Annotated in this window: 15 protein-coding genes; 5 read left to right on the plus strand and 10 right to left on the minus strand. The window is 56.6% G+C overall.

Annotated elements, in window-relative coordinates; genetic code table 11:
* Nucleotides 1-67 precede the first annotated feature (67 nt).
* Entirely contained in the window at nt 68-772 is a 705-nt protein-coding gene (locus tag E5678_RS13495; RefSeq protein ID WP_136179003.1) for a histidine phosphatase family protein, read from the plus strand.
* Nucleotides 773-987: 215 nt separating this feature from the next.
* On the opposite strand, the gene E5678_RS13500 is transcribed toward E5678_RS13495, so the two are convergent.
* Complete coding sequence (locus tag E5678_RS13500; RefSeq protein WP_136179004.1) at nt 988-1,218, minus strand: helix-turn-helix transcriptional regulator; 231 nt, start codon at nt 1,216-1,218, stop codon at nt 988-990.
* A 147-nt stretch (nt 1,219-1,365) separates the two neighbouring features.
* Here E5678_RS13500 and E5678_RS13505 point away from each other — a divergent pair, with 147 nt between their 5' ends.
* From E5678_RS13505 to E5678_RS13515, 3 genes are all read left to right on the plus strand, one after another.
* Complete coding sequence (locus E5678_RS13505) at nt 1,366-1,848, plus strand: hypothetical protein (protein ID WP_136179005.1); 483 nt, start codon at nt 1,366-1,368, stop codon at nt 1,846-1,848.
* 154 nt (nt 1,849-2,002) lie between these two features.
* Entirely contained in the window at nt 2,003-3,739 is a 1,737-nt protein-coding gene (locus E5678_RS13510) for a TnsD family Tn7-like transposition protein (protein WP_136179006.1), read from the plus strand.
* A gap of 42 nt (nt 3,740-3,781) precedes the next feature.
* Nucleotides 3,782-4,159: a hypothetical protein gene (locus tag E5678_RS13515; protein WP_247596772.1), complete on the plus strand. Its 378-nt coding sequence runs from the start codon at nt 3,782-3,784 to the stop codon at nt 4,157-4,159.
* A gap of 1,214 nt (nt 4,160-5,373) precedes the next feature.
* Here the strand turns inward: E5678_RS13515 and E5678_RS13525 are convergent.
* The 4 genes from E5678_RS13525 to E5678_RS13540 all read right to left on the minus strand — a co-directional run bounded on the left by E5678_RS13525 (nt 5,374) and on the right by E5678_RS13540 (nt 10,283).
* On the minus strand, nt 5,374-6,633 hold the full coding sequence (locus tag E5678_RS13525; RefSeq protein ID WP_136179008.1) for an ATP-binding protein: 1,260 nt from the start codon (nt 6,631-6,633) through the stop codon (nt 5,374-5,376).
* On the minus strand, nt 6,630-8,834 hold the full coding sequence (locus E5678_RS13530; RefSeq protein WP_168708565.1) for a DDE-type integrase/transposase/recombinase: 2,205 nt from the start codon (nt 8,832-8,834) through the stop codon (nt 6,630-6,632). The genes E5678_RS13525 and E5678_RS13530 overlap by 4 nt, the downstream gene beginning before the upstream one ends.
* Nucleotides 8,822-9,730 (minus strand): TnsA endonuclease N-terminal domain-containing protein, encoded by a 909-nt coding sequence (locus tag E5678_RS13535; RefSeq protein WP_168708566.1) that lies wholly within the window; start codon nt 9,728-9,730, stop codon nt 8,822-8,824. Before E5678_RS13535 ends, E5678_RS13530 begins: the two co-directional genes overlap by 13 nt.
* Before the next feature lie 250 nt (nt 9,731-9,980).
* Nucleotides 9,981-10,283: a hypothetical protein gene (locus E5678_RS13540; protein ID WP_210731917.1), complete on the minus strand. Its 303-nt coding sequence runs from the start codon at nt 10,281-10,283 to the stop codon at nt 9,981-9,983.
* A gap of 113 nt (nt 10,284-10,396) precedes the next feature.
* On the opposite strand from E5678_RS13540, the gene E5678_RS13545 reads away from it, so the two are divergent.
* A complete protein-coding gene (locus E5678_RS13545) occupies nt 10,397-11,296 on the plus strand; it encodes a hypothetical protein (RefSeq protein WP_210731918.1) in 900 nt (299 codons plus the stop codon).
* A gap of 269 nt (nt 11,297-11,565) precedes the next feature.
* Here the strand turns inward: E5678_RS13545 and E5678_RS13550 are convergent, their stop codons facing one another.
* The 5 genes from E5678_RS13550 to E5678_RS13570 all read right to left on the minus strand — a co-directional run bounded on the left by E5678_RS13550 (nt 11,566) and on the right by E5678_RS13570 (nt 20,976).
* Nucleotides 11,566-12,264 (minus strand): SprT family zinc-dependent metalloprotease, encoded by a 699-nt coding sequence (locus E5678_RS13550; RefSeq protein ID WP_247596773.1) that lies wholly within the window; start codon nt 12,262-12,264, stop codon nt 11,566-11,568.
* Nucleotides 12,265-12,280: 16 nt separating this feature from the next.
* Nucleotides 12,281-15,451, minus strand: coding sequence for an HsdR family type I site-specific deoxyribonuclease (locus E5678_RS13555; protein ID WP_136179013.1), 3,171 nt, complete (start codon nt 15,449-15,451; stop codon nt 12,281-12,283).
* A gap of 45 nt (nt 15,452-15,496) precedes the next feature.
* On the minus strand, nt 15,497-17,317 hold the full coding sequence (locus E5678_RS13560; protein ID WP_136179014.1) for a DUF262 domain-containing protein: 1,821 nt from the start codon (nt 17,315-17,317) through the stop codon (nt 15,497-15,499).
* Nucleotides 17,318-17,332: 15 nt separating this feature from the next.
* Nucleotides 17,333-18,496 carry a restriction endonuclease subunit S gene (locus E5678_RS13565; protein ID WP_168708567.1) on the minus strand — a complete coding sequence of 388 codons (1,164 nt, stop codon included), beginning with the start codon at nt 18,494-18,496 and terminating at the stop codon, nt 17,333-17,335.
* Nucleotides 18,497-18,576: 80 nt separating this feature from the next.
* Nucleotides 18,577-20,976: a type I restriction-modification system subunit M gene (locus E5678_RS13570; RefSeq protein ID WP_136179016.1), complete on the minus strand. Its 2,400-nt coding sequence runs from the start codon at nt 20,974-20,976 to the stop codon at nt 18,577-18,579.
* Between the last annotated feature and the right edge of the window lie 13 nt (nt 20,977-20,989).

Genomic DNA, 20,989 nt, shown 5'->3' on the forward strand with positions numbered 1-20,989 from the left:
AAAATAGATCGCATTTCTGGAAGGGACCGTGTAGGCAGTTCAATCGAGCAACTATTGGAGCCATGGCATGCACCAACGAGAACGTGAACAACTGCATATTCGGGCTGAGCCTTCAGAGCTGCCCTCGCGAAAAATTTTGAGCACCTCGCTTTCCATCCTTTGCGTGCGCCATGGCCAGAGCACTGCCAACGCCGGAGCCAGCACCACAGACCCCGGTAAGATTCCCCTGAGTGAAACGGGCCACTCACAAGCCCGCCGATGGGCCGAATCACTGGAGCAACCGCCAAGCCTGATTGTGGTTTCGCCCTTCCTTCGCACCCGTCAAACCGCTGCACCCCTCCAAGATCGATTTCCGAACGTGCCCATGGAGATCTGGCCTATTCACGAATTCACCTATCTGTCGCCCATCAAAAGCGCGGGCACCACGGCTGCGCAGCGTCGCCCGCGCGTTGAGTCCTACTGGGCTGCTGGAGACGTCAACTTTGAGGATGGGGATGGCTCAGAGAGTTTTGCGATGTTCATGACTCGGGTCAACGCCGCCAAGCACAAGTTGGAGGCGCTACAGCCGGTCGAGGCTCAGGCTGTTGTGTGTGTGGGACACGGCCAGTTTTGGCAAGCCCTGCGAGCGGTGATGCAAGGCTCAATCGTTGATATCAATGCTGAGGCAATGGGCCACTTCAAACACTTGGAAGAGAACGAGGCAATAGCCAATGCAAGCGGCTTCACCGCTTGGTGGACCGGGGACACCTGGTGCAACATTAAGCCTGTTTGATAACTGCGCCCTGAAAAATACTCTTTTGAGCCACGGTCCAAGTACATCCTGCGACTCAAGCGCAGCTCAGAACCTGGGGTATTTGGTCCGCCAGAGAAAGCGACTTCAGGCAGCGGCAAGTAAAAAGGGCCGTAGTTGTTTGTGGCCTACGAAAGCATTTTTCACTCCCCAACTAAACAGCACGGCTAGCAGCCCTGCCGAAAAATCAGGTCAGTTCAGTTTTGAGCCGCGAGGCGCTCTTCCACTAGCGCGATGATGTCGCTCGCAGGGATCCCGAGACCTCCGGCGATCCTAAGAATCAGAGCCAACGACGGCTGACGCTCCCCCCGCTCCAGCTTGCCGAAATACGAACGGTCAACGTTCGCCAGCAAGGCGAACTGATCCTGAGCTATGGCTTGCTTCACCCGCTCCGCACGAATGACCTCTCCGAAAACAGCAGCAGCCATCGGATCGAACGAGGTCGCTCGGCGCGTGGGCGACTGAGGTTTGGTGGCGGGCGGCGGAAGTTTTGGCACGGGCCGAGGATGCCAACTGTGCTATGTTATTGGCCACGGCATATATGCCTCTTTAAAACAATTACCAATCACGCTGCCATGCCGGATCAGGACCCTTCACGAGGCCCCCACGCCCCCACCGCTCATCGGCAGGCAGACCCTATTCGCGATTCCAAGCGAGTCTCGCCGACGCTCGAAGCGCTTGTCGCGCAGGTGCTGACACAACCGCCCGCCGCCGCCCTCCCCTGCAACCTCACAGATGAGTGGCTGGACTTGATCTCTCGCGATCTCGAAGTCGCGCTGGGTAAGGATGTACCTCAGGATAGCGATGCCAAATTGCTGGCGCCACCGCTTGCGCTCGTCATCCACATCCTTGAAGGACAACACAACAAAGCTGGGGATGCCTGGTCTTTCGAAGAACTGTTCGACCGGTTGCAAGACTATCGATTGGAACTTGCCCTGGAGCTATTGAATCGCCGTACCGGTGTGCGCGCTACACCAGCGACGATGGCAACCATATTCCTCAAGCAGCGCGAAATTTTCTTCGAGGTCGCCACTCGCCCAAAAGACACCGACAAATGAGTTCGGTGGACGGGTGATTCAAAGCTCAATCGTTGAAATCAATACCGCATCACAGGCGCATCAAAGTGCATGAGATTTTTGGTCACTCAGCGAACGCATCTTCAAGCAACGACCAGTTGATAGAGGCCAGGTGAATCATGCGGGAGGAAGTTGCATGATGAGTTCACGTAGCGTCGGCGCCTCAAAACCCATTCCTCAATGGCTCCCGGACGAGACGATTTTCAGCTTGATCAGCCGATACCATTTTCTCTCTGGAAACCGGCTCGCTTCCACGACCAACCTCTCACTGTTCGGCAACAAAAAGTCGGGATGGCAACACGACTTTCCGAGCCACCTCTCTGAGCTTTGCAGGCGCACCCAAGGCGTCCTGGGATCAGGCATCGATCTCTGTCTAGACCGAACGATCATTCCCTTTTACTTGCCACTGCAGGAGCATGCCTCCAGGAAGTCAGCACTGGCATCACTGATGGATCAACCGGAGGGAATGTTGAAATACCGTCTCGGCATCGTGACCAGTCGATTTCGGGCAAATCACCCGTTGAAAGCTTGCGTGGCCTGCATGGCAGGCGATCTCGCAAATTTCGGCACGCCGTATTGGCACCGTACGCACCAATTTCCAGGCGTTTGGGTGTGCCCCCAACACGGCAACCTATTGAGACAGGCCACAGTCAAATCCACCGGTGTAGAACGCTTCGGATGGGTGTTGCCGCGAAACGAGCAATTGTGTGGGCCCGTCGCTACTGAGCTTGGCGATGCCTCGGCGCGGTCGCTGAGCCGCCTGGCGGCTATGGTGGAGGGCTGGACCTCATTGCCTGTAGGAACACACCTCTCGCCCGAAACACTGAGCAGAACCTATAAGTCTGCGCTCCCGGAGACAATTGCGCACGAGACACCTGGAAGGCGCTTCGAGTGGGCCGAGGCCTACCGAATGACCTTGAGCCCATTGCGCGCAATACCCGAACTGGCTGGTTTGCCTGAAACGCAACGCCAAGCCTCGCTACAACTTGATCGCTGGCTTTTTGGTCCAAGGGGAAACACGCACCCGTTACGGCACCTGTCGCTGATCCTGTGGTTGTTTCCGGACTGGCAGACCTTCTGGCAAACGTATTTGGGTAGCGCATCGTCTCCGGCCCAGATCGAACACGCCGCCTCAATGTCGAGTCGAAGTGTCGATCCGCGTCAAGCAAGGCTTTTGCACTTGCTGACCAGGGGGAACTCCGCCACCGCAGCCGCCGCAGAACTGGGTATTGACGTAGGCACGGCCATCGCCTGGGCGGCCAAACACGGGATTTCGACGGCGCGTCGAGCCAAGGTTCTCAAGCCCGAGGTGCTATCCAACTTGCTTCTTGACCTCCAAGGTGGCATCGACAAAACAGTGGCTGCCCAACGCAACGGCGTTTCCTTTCAGGTCGTCACGCGATTGCTGCGATCCGAGGTAGGGCTACAGAAAGCCTGGCATGCCAAACGTTTCAGCGAGGATCAAGCCCGAGCTCGCTCAGCCTGGCTTGAATTGGCCACCAGTGCACCGGGCATCGGGGTTACAGCTCTGCGCGCTCGACAGCCCTGGGCCTATGCCTGGCTGTATCGCAATGACCGCGATTGGCTCAGTGACCAAGCACGCCACTTTCGGCTTCCACGCACCTCTGGAGCAGCTGGGCGCATTGATTGGGCTGCTCGTGACGGCACGCTCGCGGACGAGGTCCTCCGCGTCGCGTCCGAGATTTCGGCCGCCACCCGTAGCAACCATGTCGCCCTTTGGCAGCTCTACCAAGTGATCCCGGAGTTGAAGGCCAAGCTTGGTGCGCTTGCCCGATTGCCGTTGACCCAAGCAGCCATTGAAGGTGTGACCCGCTCTCGCCGTCGTCAGACGACCTTATCTCGTTTGATCTGATTACATTGCCACGTTTTTATGTATTTATGCATAATACTATGCATGAACACACCTTCAAACCTGCAAATGGAAGCCCTCTTGGCTGCAACGAGAGCGCGGGAAGTTGGTTTGACCCAGTGGGAAATAGCATCAGCTCTAGATGCCAGCCAATCACAGGTCAGCCGTGTGCTCACTGGGCAATCAAAACGTCGGTCTCGATTGTTTGACGAAGTATGCAAATATGTATTTTCCGTAGGCATATTGACCTCAAACGACGCTCCACCAGCCGAACTCACAGAAGCACTCCACTCGGTCTGGGACGGCACGCCAGAACATGCGAAGGCATTGGCTCTGGTGATTCGAAGTCTCGGCGTATTGGGCAACGCCGGACCTTCAGGCGCTCGGAATCGAAATGCGGGCGTCGTTAGGGAGGTCGCATGATCCACACACCGAGCTTGATACCCGATGAAGATGTGAGGGCCTACTGGGGTCGGGTCCTTCGACTGAACGCAGTGCCAGCTACATGGCAAGCGGAGGAAAAGTTCACTGCCGCCATCCGCAAGCAGCTCACTGTCGAAGGTGGTGCTGCACCGGAACCAGCTGTTGCCATCAGTTCGGTAGCGAACGTGCCACTTTCAACGGTCGTTCAGGCGCACACCTTGGTTCCATTCAGCGGAGCAGTTCTCACGGTTACCCATGGCAATTGGAGCGATGGCAGCTTCGCATCCAAGGAACTGAGAAGGGCCGCAACGTGTCCTCGCATGGTCCGCCAATCGCTATGCCCTGAATGTGTGCAGGAGGACATTGGGTTTTGGGGGTTCTCCTACTGGCGCAGATCCCAGCAACTGCCAGGCATCGTCTGCTGCCAAAAGCACGGCTGCGCCCTTTTTCGCGTCCGCGAAAACGCCTCTTGGCAAACGATGCCCCATGAAGCAATGTCGCACGCGACCCCCGAGCTAAAGGACGTGGTCGCGCATGCGGTCGCAAACCCGGTGCTCCAGCGATACACATTGATTTGCTCGGAGCTTTTGCACCAGTCTCGGCCTCTTTCGGCTTTTCAGGTGGTTCGCGCCTTGCAGAAGCGATCGAGACTGACCGGCTTGGCGCACCACGCGGACGACTCTGGTCAAAAATTGAGCGACTTCGCGGCCGAATGTATATCGGGACCATGGCTGGACCAATGCTGGATCCCTCCGAAGTCGAGACCTGCGGTTACTGGCCTTGGCGCCCTTGACTCAACGCTTGTGCGGCTGCGAGGACCATATGCTGCTTGCGCCTACGCGCTGGCGATCGCATTGTTGTATGACTCTGTCGATGAGGCATTCCATGACCTTAGCGCGCCATTGCCTCCATTGCTTGCCCTTCTTCCCTCACTAGACGAAGAAGCAAGAAAGCCAATTCGAAACGCTCCGTGGAGGAGCGCTGAGGCCAAACAACTACGTCAAAAAGAATTGCGTTCGACTGCCGAACGCCTGCTGAACGGATGCCAGGTGTATGACGCTGCTCGCAGGCAGAGCTGGAGCCAACCTGCGCTTGATCGCATTATCCTGAATGCATTACTTTCAGTTGAACCGCAAAGCCATTCCTATGCGAAGTCACAGCTGCAAGGCCGCGTAAATACATCTAGCCGGTCGACAGCTCAACTATCCGGAAAACTATGAGGCACCGTGCACGGGAACCATCAGGTCTTCATAGCGCTGGAGTCGACGAGGGTCGTCGCTGAGCAGCGCAGTCACCGCTGGTCTGAGTGGCCCCATTGCATTCGCCCCGACGTGTAGGAAGTCTTCGAATGACAAACCGTTCGCGTTGCGTTGAATAGCCCGCCTGCTGGCATGAAACCAAGCCATCAACGCCATCCGGGGCACCCCTGCACTCAGATCAAACAAAAGGCGACGAAGCTCGTCTGACGCTGACAGCTTCTCAGGCAGCCATTGGTATCGACACAGGATGGGGAACAGCCGCTTCCTAAAAAACTCATCGTCAGCAGACAGCGCATGGGGGACGGTGTGGAACCCTGCCGTCAACATGCGCTGCGCCGTGCTCATTCGCGTGTTGAGTGCGGTCATGCCATCGGGGGTGGAGCAATAGAGCGTCGGGATCTTGGCGAAGTTGCTCAACGTCAATAGAAACTTCAGCACCTCATCGTCAACGATTCGAAGCATGGGCCGCTGCCCATCTTGCCGCCTTGCGGCGGTAGTACGGACAGCCTTGGTGGAAATGCTGAACAGGTTCTGCAGCTCGTCAAGCACCAGCAAGCCAAGGAAGTTGCAGGAAATTTTCTGTAACCATTGATGGGCCAATGCTGCACCCTTCAACCGACGCCCTTTGAACAGGTCTTCCGTATGCGAAGTACCCAATGCCGCGTCGGTTGCCCGCGAGAGATTCTCCACAAGATCCATGATCTTCCCAGACGCAGGCACATCCACCTTTAGCCACAGAAGTTGCGGACTGGGTGTTGCAAAGCCAGGCACATGGTCATGCCTGACCACCTGTGGGAAAAGTTGCAAGGCTCGCTCAATGGCTGTGGACTTCCCCGCGCCAGAGACCCCGGTGACCATTGCTCCCAACTGAATGGGACTGAACGCGGCCTGTGTGCCTACAGCGCTGTAGATGCGACGCCACGTCTCAGGATTCTTTGGATTCCGGTGCACATAGCCTTGAGTCAACATGTAGCCAATGGTCTGGGCAATTTCAATTCCTGCAGCACTGGGAATGTGCATCCGAAAGATATCGGCTACCAGGTGTTCCAATTGATGGCGCGGAAGGTCAACTGAGACTCCTGGGGATGGGGGAAGGTAGATCAGCCTCTTACCGATTTCCACGGGTTCGAGCGGCCGGCCACAGGCTGAAATCAGAATGTTGTCGCGGTGACTGGCCGGCAGATGAATCTCGACGTCACGAAGGATTGTTGTCATGGAGCCGCCTGACGATTCATGGAGGAAAACACCTCATCCATCAGGGCCTCATAGGCCACATTGGAGACTGCGGAGGCATCGGTGAACTCGTTTAAAGGCTCCGCCCCATCACTAGGCTTTGGCATTGGGCCAACCCTCGACACCGTTTCCAGCAAGCGAGCCTCGCGAGTGTTGGGCTTAGGTCCTACGTAAGCCGCATCCGCTTCTGCAGTGAGCACCAGAGCCTGCTTTCGAAGCAATGAATTGGACTCCATGTTCTTCAACGCGGCCTCAAAGCGACGATACTCCCGGTCATCTTTTTGAAGGCGATCGAACATAAGAACATCGCGCCATTCATCCATGCTGACCTCACCCGAAGCGCGAGCAGTTGTGCGAAGGGAAAACTCCTGCAAGCCTTCTTGGGTGTCTGGACACCAAAAACGCGAGGTGGATCCAGGGAAGCTGAACACCGTTTTTTCGATCACCCCAAAGTTTCTTGCTTGTCCCGTCCAGTCCTGACTCGTTGCAAATGCAGACTCGTACTGCAGCGATTCCAAAAAAATGCCATCACGGCGCGCAACGGCTGTGCCGCGCTTTAGAAGACCAGTGATCAGCCTGTCCTGCGAAATGGCTTTGCGATAACCTATGCCTGCCTCATGTCCGAAACGCCACAGGCCCGCGGGTGAAGCCTCGACACCGGCCCCGATCATTTCCATGGTCAACTGTTTGCTGCGATCAGAGAACAAGTTGTAGTGACAGAAGACGCCATGAAGGTAATGAACATACTCGCGCAGCGTCAACGCTGACTGCTTTGCGCTCGGCTTGTTTTCCAGTTCTTTGCGTCGAAAGTTTATTGCGCCAGGCAGAAAGTTGTACTGCCTGTCCTTTGCAATGCGGTGCAGCACCTCGACCAAACCCTTCATGTCTGGGCGGTAAGGCGGATCGATCGCGAAGTTGATCCCCAAGGAGAGACAGGTTTCACGTGCGCCAGCGCTCACGTACTCACCCCGGTCTGTCCAGACCTGGAACGGGGCGGTAGGTGCCGGATTCAGAACCGGGATGTACTCAAACCCCCAAAGCTCAGCCAAAAGCTGCGGATCACAGCAAGTAGAAAACACTGCCAATTTGGCTGTGTTCCACGAAGGCCCTGACAAGCAGACGTAAAAGCCCACGATCGCCGTCGACCAAATGTCGACCACCATGTAGACGATTGGGCGACCGATGAACCATGCCCGATTGACCGAACTGCGAAGGTGAATGTCGCCAACCGTTGCGTCGATCGCATAAGCATGCCCCGGCCCTGCGACACCGTCGCGAGCTTTGCCTCGCAACCCTCGGAGGTTGCGTTGATAGTGGCCTTGTGTTGTGGCACGCAAGACCCGCTCGAGGCGCTTGATACCGCTCTCAATGATGTGGCGAACCTGTCGCTTGTTGGGAAAGCTGCCTTGCGGTGGTGCAATGCCACGCTGACCATCCTCCGTTCGTTCGTACCGATTGACGTAGACCCGTTGAATGATCTGGTCGTACAACTCAACGAATGGCAGTCCTGCCTTGGAGAGAATGCGCGCGTGCTGAAGAATCTTGACCCTGTCAGATTCATTAGAGGGCCGTTGGGGGTGCATATCGGGCTCTCCGAGCCGTTCGCGCAGCGTCTTGGGACCCACCTTTTTCTGCCCTTCGCGGTTGGGCCTTATGGCTCCGGGTGCGCCGCAACGGTCAAACCGGGGGTGCAGCGAGCTGGCTTCGAATCCATTTTGACAAAGCACTTGCCAGAGTCTGTAAACAGTAGACCTTGTTCCGTCACCTGCAGCCAATGCAAGCTTCACCACAGGCCCGATCCCCGACGTTCTAACCAATGAATCAGCGAGAACTTCGTGATCGAGAAAGGGCGTCATTTGCTGCAATCGCCGCTTCCATACTGATTTCTCCTCTTCATCCAGATCTTCAGACGTGCTCAACAGCTTTCCAACGGTTCGAAGGACAACGGCGGCCAGTCGCCCGTCTCTTTCCATTGCCCAAAGCGTCTCCCTCGCCACATGTGACAAAGATCCCACTGCTACTGAGCTGCACACCTCCGTAAACTCCTCAGCACTGTCAGCCCATGGACCGATGTAGGCCAGCCAAACGGTGGCATTGCCAGCAGGGGTCGCGATCACACGAAAGAAGCCTTGCAGGTCTGGTGCATCGATTCGCAAAACCTCGTTGAAGATCAATGCGACCATGCCGTCCTCCTGGAAGCGATGGGGTTCTGTCGCCAGAACTCTGCAGGACTCAACAACTCCAGAGGCTCGCCCAACCGCAGCGGGCGAGAAAGGTTGACCGGAAGTGCGCCCGACCAGATGCACTGCCACATCACACATTGCGCAGCGTGTGAATCTAGACAAAGCCTTGAGCCCATCAAATCGAGGAACTGAACTGCTGTCCGTCCTCGAATTTCGTTGGACATAGCTGCGCAAGCGCTCACCAACTCCTCCCTCACATCGGGCTGGCCGATCGTCCAGGGCATACCAATTCGAATGGAATTGGCCACCAAGGGTGCGTACAGCGCCGGAGTCAGCAGCAACCAGAATACGTCTTGATGGCGCCAATACTCGCGCTCTATTCGCAGCAACTGCAGCTTGCGTTCATTTTTGAGATCTTCGGCGGACTTGACGCTGATGGCCAGCAACTCCAAACGGCCCATGCGATTCCGGAGTGTCAACAAGAAGTCGGTGGACATCACCCACGGTTCCTGATCGTCACCCTTGCGCACCAAAGGATGGCGGTGCCCTAAGGTATCGGCAATCTCCAATGTTCCAGGCGCGAGATGCCCCGAGCTGTCGACCTGGTATGTCGCCAGCTCAGGCAGGTGCTCATCACGAGCAAGAGGGAACTGTTCGCGCAGATCCACAACACCAGTCAACATGGACGCGAAGCCAAATGCCACCAGCTCCAAGTCAGAAAGCAGGTGGTGCAGGCGGCCAAAGCGCCAGTTGAGCAAATGGGACCGCCCTCGGCTGCTGGGATCGTCGCGCGTGACTTGGTGCCAAGGTTGGTAGTCGGCGCCGGTGCCGGTTCCTCGACCGGAATCGTGCCACCTGACCAATCGTGCAGGGGTAAATCGTTGTCCCTTACGCATGGGTACTCCTTTCCGGTCGCGCAATCGGCGGCCATTCTTTGATCGGAAAGGAGATGCCCTTGACTCGCGCCGAGGGCACGAGTACATTCTGTTCACGCAAGTGAATCTGGGGCATCCCCTCAGTACAAAAAGCCATCGGTCTGCAAACCGGTGGCTTTTTTGTTTGTGCGGCTATGTGCTGGTCAAAGCGCCACCTCCGTGATCTTTGGTATCAAACTCATTCCTTGTGTTGAGGCGCGATGGCCGCGATTTATTTGGCATCGTTTGTTGATCGAGCGCTGCCGCCCATGGTCGCGCTGCGTCTTTGTTCTGACAGCCAAATGGCAACATCCCGAGCCAACGCAAAGCGCCCTCTTCTATTTCGAATCTGAAAGAGTGGCACGGGAACGGTGTCACGGGTAATCGCCTGACGGTATGCCGCCATTGAGCTGTAGCCCAGCGCCTTCACCAACTCAGCCGAAGACAGGATGGGGCCGAACTGCTGAACGAATTGCTCGTTCAGCTCGCGAGCCAGGTCATCGGTCAGCGGGCTCGAAGTGACGTCGACGTGCATGTACTGTTCTGTCCAAGTTTGATAGCTCCAATGCTATGGTTCACATGCTTGCCGCACAAGCCAAGTGATGGCACCGAATCGTTACCCTATTTTTTGCTCCTGATCAACGCCAAATGCTTGATTCTTCTAGGCTTTCACTTGTCGACTTCTGTTTCGCGTCCAAGGCGCGAAATTTCCCTGTGGGAAAAAGCCGCCATACCGTGGACGCTTTTCGCACGGTTTGCTGGTTTCACAGTCTTCGGATTGCATCGGGCGCCACGTCGACGTATCAGATGGACGCACTGATCGAGTGCGACCCAACTTCTCAGACGAGATCCCCAGTCAACCTTAAGAACAAGTGGCGCAGCTACCGCAATGGCAGGCACACTCCCAACCTGGCATTGGTCAAGGCGGTCGAAACCAAGTTCCCGGGCAGCTTTGCTGTGCTGAACCATCCGTTGTGGTCGTTGTTGCGCTTGGGCCGCTCCGTGGAGGTCGAAGTTCCGAGCCCTCTCAGTCGGCTTCCTCCAAGCCTCTTCACCGTGGTCTGGGGAGGAAGCGTCCAATCCCATCATGGACTTGTATTGGCGCCAGAGTGGAATGCGCAGCGTTTGAGGAAAATTGAGCGTCAAGCCGGTCTAGACGCACTGGCTTGCCTGGTGGCGCTATTGCGAAACGCCATCGAGTCTGGGGACAGACGAGAAGCGCACATTTTCAGCCGATCTCTTTGCAGGATGATGTTGATGATGGGCCGATGGCTGTACGCGCATGGCATCGCTCAGCCGATGGTCGACTACTTGGAAGAGTTGCTGTTGCCCTTGGCCGCACATGATGGACAGCGGCACAGCTTTGGCGAGCAAGGGTTTCGTAGTGCCGCGAACCGACTGATTGGTACAGCCAGCATGTTCGAGGCCAACGAAAACTTGCTACTCACAAATGTCCAGAAGGCCGACTTGATGCTCGATTTTCTTGACGACAAGTTCACCTGCGAACTTAGCGTACTGGTTGGGTCCGTTACCTGCCCGGGTGCTTAGTTTTGTCGGCACCTTCTCAATGAAAGCGAAAATCTACTATGTGTTTTTGGCTTTTTTGGCGTGATTTGCAGACGAACCCTCGACTCAGACTGAGGTCTCAACGGTCTACCCAAGACGAACCAACCCCTTCGCCCATAGGCCTCGATATTCACCATCACTCGATGCGTCTGTACTTAGCTCAGCAAAAGTTCTTCATCGACTTTGCAACGAAGGTGTTTTGAGCGGACACCACTTCAATAAGTTGAGGCTAGGCGCAAAGGGCGGCACCCTTATTCCCACGCTTGGTAGCCCAACGGTGCCTCATTCAGCATCGTCCGAATTTGCTTCCATTCCGGCAAGTGCTTGTCCAGGTACCCCGTGAAACGTTCGTTGTGGTGCCGCTCAAGCAGATGGGCCAACTCATGAGCGACGATATATTCGAGACACCGCACCGGAGTCTTCGCCAGCTCCAAGTTCATCCAAATTCGACGAGTAGCGGGTGTGCAGCCGCCCCACTTGGTTTTCATCTTCTTGACTCCCCAGGCCTCAACCCGAACGCCCAAGGCTTTCTGCCATTTTTCCAGCAATGGCGGAATCAGGGCTTTGAGTTGTTCACGGTACCAGCGAGATAGAACTGCTTCTCGTTGCTCAATGCTGCTGCTGGGGCGCACAAACAAGTCAAGGCTTGCCAAGCCTCGAATCGCCACCCTTGGTGAACCATCCTGTTCATGAACCCGAAGTCGGTAGCGACGGCCAAGAAAGTAGTGGCTTTCGCCGCTCACCATCTCGCGGCGCGACTGCCGAGGCTGCTCGGCAAACTTCGCCTTCTGGCGTTTGATCCAACCCAGTTTGTCGATCACGGCCAGGCGCACCGCTTCATTGCTGATGACCAGTGGTGCCGCCACGCGCACCCGCCCATTCGGGGGGTAGACGCCCAAGTGGAGGTTCTTGATGTCCTTGCGTTCAACATGAACGCGCACACCACCCACCGTGATCTGGTGGCGATCAGTAGTCATTCTGATGTTTGGCCAGTTCCAGAATTCGCGTGGTCAGGGCCTCAATTGAATAGTCACCATTCGTCACCTCCTGTTTCGCAGTGTCGGGTGGCACTGGTTGGGCGGCAGCCTTTGACGTCAGTACATCTTGAATAGCGATCCGCACCCGCTTAGATTTCAAAGGGTGATCACTCCAACCGTCCTGCCGACTATCCTGAATCGCCTTATCTACCGCCAAAGTGAGAGCCTCGTCCTTGTCCAGGTTGTTGAAAAGTGCGCGCTGAGCGCCCGATTTCAAGCTGGGCGGATAGCCGCCAGTGCTACCTCCCGGAGTGGTCGCGTCCTTGGTCAACAGGGCGACCTTCTCCAAGTACTCCTTGTAGCTCACCACGCCTTTGCGCCGTTGTTCGATCAGCGCGTCCAGCAGCTTGGACATCTTTTCGTAGTAGGCCGGGTCAACTGGCGATTCGTTGATGATGAGTTTGCGGACGTTGTTCTCAATGGTCTCCGCCACCGCCTCTTCGCTTTTTCGGATGCCCTTGGGCAACGCGTTCACCGCATCCGGCCCGCGCTCGACGATCAACTGAATCAGGCTCATGTCGTCGAAGGTGGAAATCTTCTCGCTCTCCTCGGCGCGGATGTAGGTGTCGATCAGGTGGCGCATGGCCGGCTCATACGCCTTGAGGTCGATGTAGTCCCCGCTGGCCAGCTTCACCTCATCGCGAACCTTGGTGAAGTGGTCCACCTCGGTCTTGATCTTCGCGATCTCGTCTGGCTTGTACCCAGCCTCATCCAACTCGCTGGCGATGTTGGCGTAGGCGCGCAGCAGCGCCGCGACAAACTTGTAGAGCTTCAGCCGCTTGGGCTCGTTTTCTTTGAGCTGATCTGCATTGCCCGAATCTTTGGTGCAGAAATAACGCAGGTAGGCCGCTGAATCGCGCGGAGGTGCAACCGGTTCGCACAGCGCCTTGACGGCCTCTCGGGCGTCTTCCAAGTCTTCTCGCGCGTTCTCCAACCGGTTCTCCAGCAGCCCGGCCACGTCTTCTTTGTCGAAGCCATCCAGCGCTCCGCTGGTGTAGTCCTCAACCGCGCCCTCAAGGCTCTTGAACAAGTCCTTGTAGTCAACAATGTAGCCGTAGTCCTTGCTGTCGCCGTCCAGGCGGTTCACCCGGCAGATCGCCTGAAACAGGCCGTGGTCGCGCATTTGCTTGTCGATGTAGAGGTAGGTGGCCGATGGCGCGTCAAAACCGGTGAGCAGCTTGTCCACCACGATCAGCAGCTTCATCTGCCCCGGCTCATCGATGAACTTCTTCTTCACTTCTTTCTCGAACTGCTCAGCCTTGCCAATGGCCTTTTCCTTCGACTCATTGAACCAGTCCGCCAGCATCTGTGAATACACGCTGTACTTGAGCAGGTTGTCGGTTTCGCCATCGCCGGTCGTCTCGCCCTTGGTGTCGGCCACGCTGGGCGCGTAGCTCGTCACAATCGCGCATTTCCCGTTCAGCTCGCCCTTGGCAAACAGCTCGTAGAACTTGCACGCCTCAAAAATGCTGCCCGCCACCAACATGGCGTTGCCGTGGCCATCCATCAGCCGCGGCTTGGTGTTCATGTCGAGCAAGATGTCGTTCTTGATCTGCTCCAGCCGCGACTGGCTGGAGAGCACCCGCTGCATGGTTCCCCATTTCTGCTTGAGCTGGGCCTTGGCCAGATCGTTCAGGCCCTTGGTCTTGGCGTCGAACCAGTCGTCAATCTTCTTTTGCGATGTGATCGCTTGGTCGATGTCCCGCGCCTCGTAGCGCAGATCGAGCACCACGCCTTCGCGCACCGCCTGGTCAAACTTGTAGGTGTGGATGTAGCGGCCAAAGACCTCGATGCTCTTCTGCTTGTCGGCCTTCAGCAAAGGCGTGCCGGTAAAACCGATAAACACCGCGTTGGGCAGCAACGCCTTCATGGCTTTGTGCAGGTCGCCGGTCTGGGTGCGGTGGCATTCGTCCACGAACACATGAATGTCGCCCTTGGCCTTGAAATCGGCGGGCAGCTTCTTGAGCGACTCCATGAACGCTTTTGCGCCTTCTTTGCCTTCAGTGTCGTCGTCCCCCTTTCCGCCAAATTTGTGCACCAGCGAGCAAATCAAAGACTCCTGGGTGCCGTTCAGCTGCGCGATCAGGTCTTCGCCGCTCTTGGTGCGGTAGATCTGTTCGTTAACGCCTTTGAACACTTTCTCGATCTGTTCGTCCAGCTCGGTGCGGTCGGTGATGATGAGCACCCGAGCGCCCTCGCGGTTTTCACGAATCCACTTCGCCAGCCAGACCATGGTCAGGCTCTTGCCGCTGCCCTGGGTGTGCCAGATGATGCCGCCCTCGCGGCGGCGAATGAAGTCTTGCGCCGCCGCCACGCCGAAGTACTGGTTCTGGCGACACTGCTTCTTGGTGCCCGCGTCGAACACCACAAAGTCGTGGATCAGCTCCAGAAACCTCGTTTTCTCGCAGACCTGCAACAGGTGCCGGTCCAGCAGGTTCGCCTCAGCCGCGTATGGCCCGCTTTCCTCCACCCAGCGCAGCCAATACTTCTCAGGCGTCTCGATGGCCGCGTAGCGCAGGCCCTCGGTGTTGTTGCCCGCCATCACCCACTGCATGGTCGAGAAGAACGGCTGGATGAACGCCTTCTTCTGGTTGTCCAGGTTCTGCCGAATGCCTTCGGCCACCGCCACGGTGGATCGCTTCAACTCCAGCACCCCCAGCGCAATGCCGTTCACGTAGATCACCACGTCAGGCCGCTTGGTGCTGGCCTTGGCGTCCGCGCCTTTCACCGTCACCTCTTCGGCAATGGCGAAGTGGTTGTTCTCGGGGTGTTCCCAATCGATCAGCCACACCGTCACCTTGTTTTCACCCATCGCCGGCAAAACTTTGACGCCATAGCGCAGCAAGGCGTACACCTCTCGATTGCGGTCGTAGAGGCTCTTGCTCGTGTCCGAAGCCACCCGGTTGAGCTCGTGCAGAACACGGGCAATCAATTGATCGGCATTGCCTTGCTTGGCCAACCAAACCGTGAGCAAATCGGTCTCGATGTTGCGGTTATCCCGGTCGATCCGGTTGCCCAGGTAGGCGTAGCTCAGCCGTTCCTGAAACAGGGCGACAACGCGGGCTTGAGTCTGTTTTTCGATTTGGCCAACACTGCTCATACATCTCCCTCTTTTATTTTTTTAGCTCAGGCTGCAGCAATTGACCTAAATGATTTGATCCAAGCGCGAGTCGTTGAACTTCCAGGTCTCGAAGGCAAGCTCCAACAAGATTGCCTGTCTTTTCTCGATAGCCGCTTTGTCCCATTGATTGAACGTGTAGCCATATTTGCTCTTCATGCGGTTGATCACCGTGTCCTTCCCCACTGAGCAGTCGGCGTCAAGAAGTTTGGTGGTCCATGCTGCGGCATTGGTGTATTCCACTTGTTTCTGTCCAAACCAATCGGTCTCCAAGTTGTTGAAGTTGTTCACGGCTTGGTTGATCGAACTCTCCAGCAACGTCACGTTGCCAAGTCTGTAGACAAGACTTGCATAATCGCCAGCATTGATCGCATAGGCGGCGGGAATGACGCCACCCTTTGGGGTCTGAGGCAATATGTGCTCCACCTGCATTGCTCCGATAGAGCTGAGCCCCATAGGGGGCAATCCAGCTTTCTCCAGCAGCGTGTTTTCCATGCGCCCGAGGACGAATCGCAGGCGGTAGCCAGGGTCGTAAGCCGAATGCCGAATGGTCAGAAACTTGTCTTTGAATTCAGGCACTTTGGCGATCATGTGACCGACGATGGTCTTGTGAATTGCTGCAGAAATAGAAGCATCCGTTTTCAAGCCGCGCAAGCTCTTGGACCACTGCGCAAACAGCCGCTCGTTGTCCTTGGCTTGAATGCCCAAGCTGTTGCTGAAAAAGAAAAAACTCTCAAGCTGCTTGGCCAAATAGTTCACTGCGGCATTTGGCGCGCTGGCGTCGAGGGCCAACAACAGAATCAGATGCTGACGCGAGCGGTATTTGTTGATGAACCCGATGCGGGTCACGTCTGGATACTCCCCGCCATCCTGCTGCAACTCAGTAGCCAACACCAAGTCTGCGTAGCGTTTGGCCGACTTTTCCAATTCATCGGCGAATGCCAGAGGTTTGGCTTCGTAGTTCAGGGCACTTTTCCCCGGTGCGGAAATCACCCACTTGTAGATATCGTCTTCCCGCAAAATGCCGTCGTGGTAACGGGCCATGAGAAAGTAGCGAAGAAACCGCAAAGGTTTGTCATCCTCGTTGGCTCTTTGCAGGTGACCAGTAAGCACCTTCCATTTTTCTTTAATCTGTGAAAAATCCTCCTTTGAGGCTTTGCTGAATAGCAAGTTTTTCACGAGATCCATGGCGTTGAGACCCGCCCCACGTTGATTGATGGTCTCAAAGATTTTCAGAGCGCTGCTCAGATCCTCCGACTCGATCACGACGAGTTCGATTTTCGTCAAAAAGTAGCTCGCGAACTCCGTAAGGGCGGCCACGCTTTCTTTCAAGTAGCCGTCTAGCTCCTCCTTGATCCGGTCATAGGCACCCTGCATTTTTTGAATCGACGCCGACGCTTCTCCCGCGTAGGCATGGCCTTGAATCAGCGTCGAGAGAAAGTTCTTGCTCTCGGCATACTGGAGTTCCAAACGCACCTGGGTCTTGTCGGTGTTCACATCAAAGTCAGACAGCAGCTTGGATATGGCACTGAGGTAATTGGTTTGCCTCTCATCCAGCACCAACGGCTTCATGACATCCCTGAACGCGCACATCGTCAACACGATAGTGGTCAGGCGCTGTTGCCCGTCGATCACATCAAATTTTTCGCCATTCTTGACGACGATGACCGACCCAATGAAGTAGCTGCTTTGCTCCTTGGCGCCTGGTTCAAACTCATTGTCGATGTCCACCAGGAACTGCTCCACCTGGTCGTCCACTTTCCAGACGTATTCACGCTGGTAGTCGGGGACGACGAAGAAGTAGTCCTGGAGTTTTGAGAAATTCTTGACTTCTGCTGAAATTTTCATTTGAGTTTTCTTCCCTTAGAGCAATCGGATTTTTCCAGTGAGCAGCTCTTGCATCATTCCAAGCTTGAGGGCGCGGGTCTTGTCGCGGCGGGCTTCGAGGGCGGTGAGCTCAGTGTCCATGTCTGCGAGAACGGAGGCAATTGCCGCTTGCTCTTCGAGCTTTGGCCGCGAGATTTGAAGCGTTGACAGGGCTGTGGCGCTTATGTGAACAACAGCATCTCCCTGTCCTTTACTCGCTTTCTGCGCGTTGACACGTTTGGTGTTCAGTAGATAGCCTAGAAACAAAGAGCTTGAAGAGTCTGGCCTTAGGACCACGATATCTCCACCAGCATAGGCTTCGACATCCTCAACAAAAGCGACGCATTTTCCGATTTCTTCTTTGGTCTCACCTGAGCCTGCAAAGCAAAGGTCACCCGTTTTAAGTCGCAAAGCCGTTGAGGCGACCGCTGGGGAAATCCAGGAATGAAACTCTTTGATGTAGTCGTCGTGCTGTGTATATATCTCGCCGTATCGAACGCAAGGAAGGTCACCACTTCGAGACTCGTCTTTTCTAACGCCACTTCCTTTGAGAAAACGTCCTAAGTCCCCGAGCCGCTTCACCTCCCACTCCCCACTGAACCCAGGCAGGCGGGTCTGGCCGGTGAGGAGTTGCTGCATGGTGGCCTGCTTGAGGTCGCGTTTCTTGGCGATGAACGCATCCAACTTGGCCAAGAGGGCGTCTACGTCCGACAGGGCTGTGGCGATGGCGCGTTGCTCTTCGACAGGCGGAAATGGAAGCAGCAACCGCTTCATGTCGCCTACATTGAGATGCTTCATCGTTGATCCAGTCTCAATCTCTTTGAGCTGGGCTCGACCTCGTTCCGAGTTGAAGTATTGGCAGAAGTACTGCGGCTCAGAAACTCGCTTGTCCAAGCGAGAAATAACTAATGCGTGGCAATTCGCCCCCGCGAGCCCGGGCGGCACGACAGCGGTCACCCCAATGTCACCGGTCTGAATGGTAAGCAGGTCGCCTGACCGCAAACACGACTTTTGATTCCGAGCATGAAACGCTCTGGATACTCGTTTGATCCCGTGAAAGTTGAAGCCGTTTTCTTGGATGTTGTAGCCCTGTACGTACAGCACTCCGTCGTCACCCTCGACGTAGGCGCTGGTTGCTGTTCCAACGAATCCGTTGGTCATGAGGCTCGTGAGGGAGTCCATGGTTCTGAGGTCCCAGCCCTCGGGGATCAGCCCCACCTCGGTCTGCCTAAATCCCGCCTTTACTTCCATACGAACCCCATCCGATTGAGGTGCTCGTCCACGCGTGCAGCCAGCACCTCGACTTCGCCCGCGAGTTCCGGCATCGGTGTGGCATATCGCTCGGCAAGTTCCTTGATGCGCCCAGCCAGCGCCTGGCTCACGCGATCCAGCTCACCCTGCACACTGGTGGCCAAAGCGGCCAACCATTTGTCGTGCACCACCAGCACATTGACTTCGGCCAGGCTGATGCGGCTGTATATAGCTGATACCTTGGCATCCAGCGACTTTTGCGCGTCTTTCACCTGCTTGCTGGCGGCGGCCTCCTTTTCAGTAAGCGCCACATAGGCTTCCAGTTGCTCGCGCTCGTTGGCAGCTTCTTTATCGTGTTTGATCTTCGCCAACTGGGCTTTGGCGCTGACCTTGGTGAGTTTGCCTTTGTCGTTCTTGGCCTCATTGAGCAGCCCCTCTTCGCGTCCGTGCTCTTCCTCCATCTCTTCCAGCTCGCGGCTAATAGCGTCGCGCTCGGCCTCCTGTTGCTCAATGGCCTGCTGCTCTGCTGCAAAGTAGCGGGCCACCATGAGCGTGGGCGGGATCAAGTCCACATTGGGCTTGCCCGCCTGCACAGCTTGCCAGCCGTCGCTGGCGATCATCCACACATCGTCTTGCATGGTCTCGGCCCAGTAGTCCATGAGGTGCTGGTACACGCCATAGGGGTCGATGAGCGAAGCGATGGCTTTGTTGGTGCGGAAGGTTTCGAGCAGGCTTTCTGACAGGGTGTCGATCAGCTCGCTGGGCCGCTGGCCTTGGGTGAGCCCGGTGAGCAGCGGCGTGTGCGTGGCTTGCCAAGAGGCAAACAGCTCGGTCACCTGGGTGTTGAAGGTTGTGAACTCGGGGTGGCCAAAGATGGTGGCTTTGACTTGCGCGGCTTGTACCAAGGGCTGGCTATAGCCGGGGCGGTTTGCGGAGGCAAACAGGTCTTCGCGCACTTTGGGGAACACCTGCCAGTAGGCGGCCAGGCCGTCGATGTCGGCATTGGAAATGCCGCCCATGAGGTGGGCGGCGATGTCTTGCAGGTCTTCCAGTTCGGTGCTGTCGATGTAGCGCGGCAGGTTGAGGTTGAAGTCGTTCTTGTCGATTTCGGCCAGCGGCACCATGCGGGCGTATTTGGGCGTTTCAGCCTGGCGGGTGAAGGTGTCCACGATCTTGTGGATGTCCTGCGCGCGCAGGCGGTTCTTGTTGCCGTCTTTGATGAAGCCCTTGCTGGCGTCTACCATGAAGATGCCTTTGCGGCCAGCGGCGCCTTCCTTGTCCATCACGATGATGCAGGCGGGGATGCCGGTGCCGTAGAACAAGTTGGCGGGCAGGCCGATGATGCCTTTGATGAAACCCTGGCTCACGACCTTCTTGCGGATGCTGCCCTCGGCGCCACCCCGAAACAACACGCCGTGGGGCAAGATGACCGCCGCCTTGCCGGTGCTCTTGAGGCTTTTGAGCATGTGCAACAAGAAGGCGTAGTCGCCATTCTTCTCGGGTGGCGTGCCGTATTCAAAGCGACCGTAGTCGTCGTTGGCGGGGTCGAGGCCGCTGGTCCAGGCTTTGGTGGAAAACGGCGGGTTGGCAACGATGTAGTCGAACACCTTGAGGCCGCCATCTGCGTTCGTGAAATGCGGGGATGAGAGGGTGTTGGCCTGCCAGATTTCTGCCGTAGGGCAGTCGTGCAGCACCATGTTCATGCGGGCCAAGGCAGAGGTGGCGTTGTCCATCTCCTGGCCGTAGAGGGCCAGGTCCAGCCCGGTGCGGTGTTTGGCTTCGTCGTGGGCCTTGAGCAGCAAGGAGCCGGAGCCGCAGGTGGGGTCGTAAATGCTCTGGCCGGCGCTGCTGGCCTTGCCCAGGTCGATCACCAGCGCCATGGTGCGCGAGACTTCGGCCGGGGTATAGAACTGGCCCTTGCTCTTGCCCGACTCGGTGGCGAAATGGCGCATGAGGTACTCGTAGGCGTCGCCAAGGAGGTCATCGCCGGCGGCGCGGTTGCCGCCAAAGTCCAGCCCTTCAAAGATGGCCACCAGCTTGGTCAGCCGGTCCACCATCTCCTTGCCTTTGCCCAGCTTCTCTTCGTCGTTGAAGTCGGCCACGTTGATGGCGCCCTTCAAGGAGTCGTTGGCGTCGGCCAGGCGGCCAATGATCTTGTTGACCTTGTCGCCAATCTCCTTGTCGCCCTTGGCGGCCACCATGTCGGCAAAGCTGCCGCCAGCGGGCACGTCGATCAGGGCGTTGGGGTTGCCGGCGTATTTGTCAGAGACGTATTTGACGAACAGCAGGATGAGGACGTAGTCCTTGTACTGGCTGGCATCCATGCCACCACGCAGCTCATCGCAGGATTTCCAGAGGGAAGAATAGAGTTCTGATTTTTTGAGGGCCATGGGGTCTGTTTTG

This window comes from Hydrogenophaga sp. PAMC20947, from assembly GCF_004795855.1.
In the GTDB taxonomy this organism is placed as follows: Bacteria; Pseudomonadota; Gammaproteobacteria; order Burkholderiales; family Burkholderiaceae_C; genus Hydrogenophaga.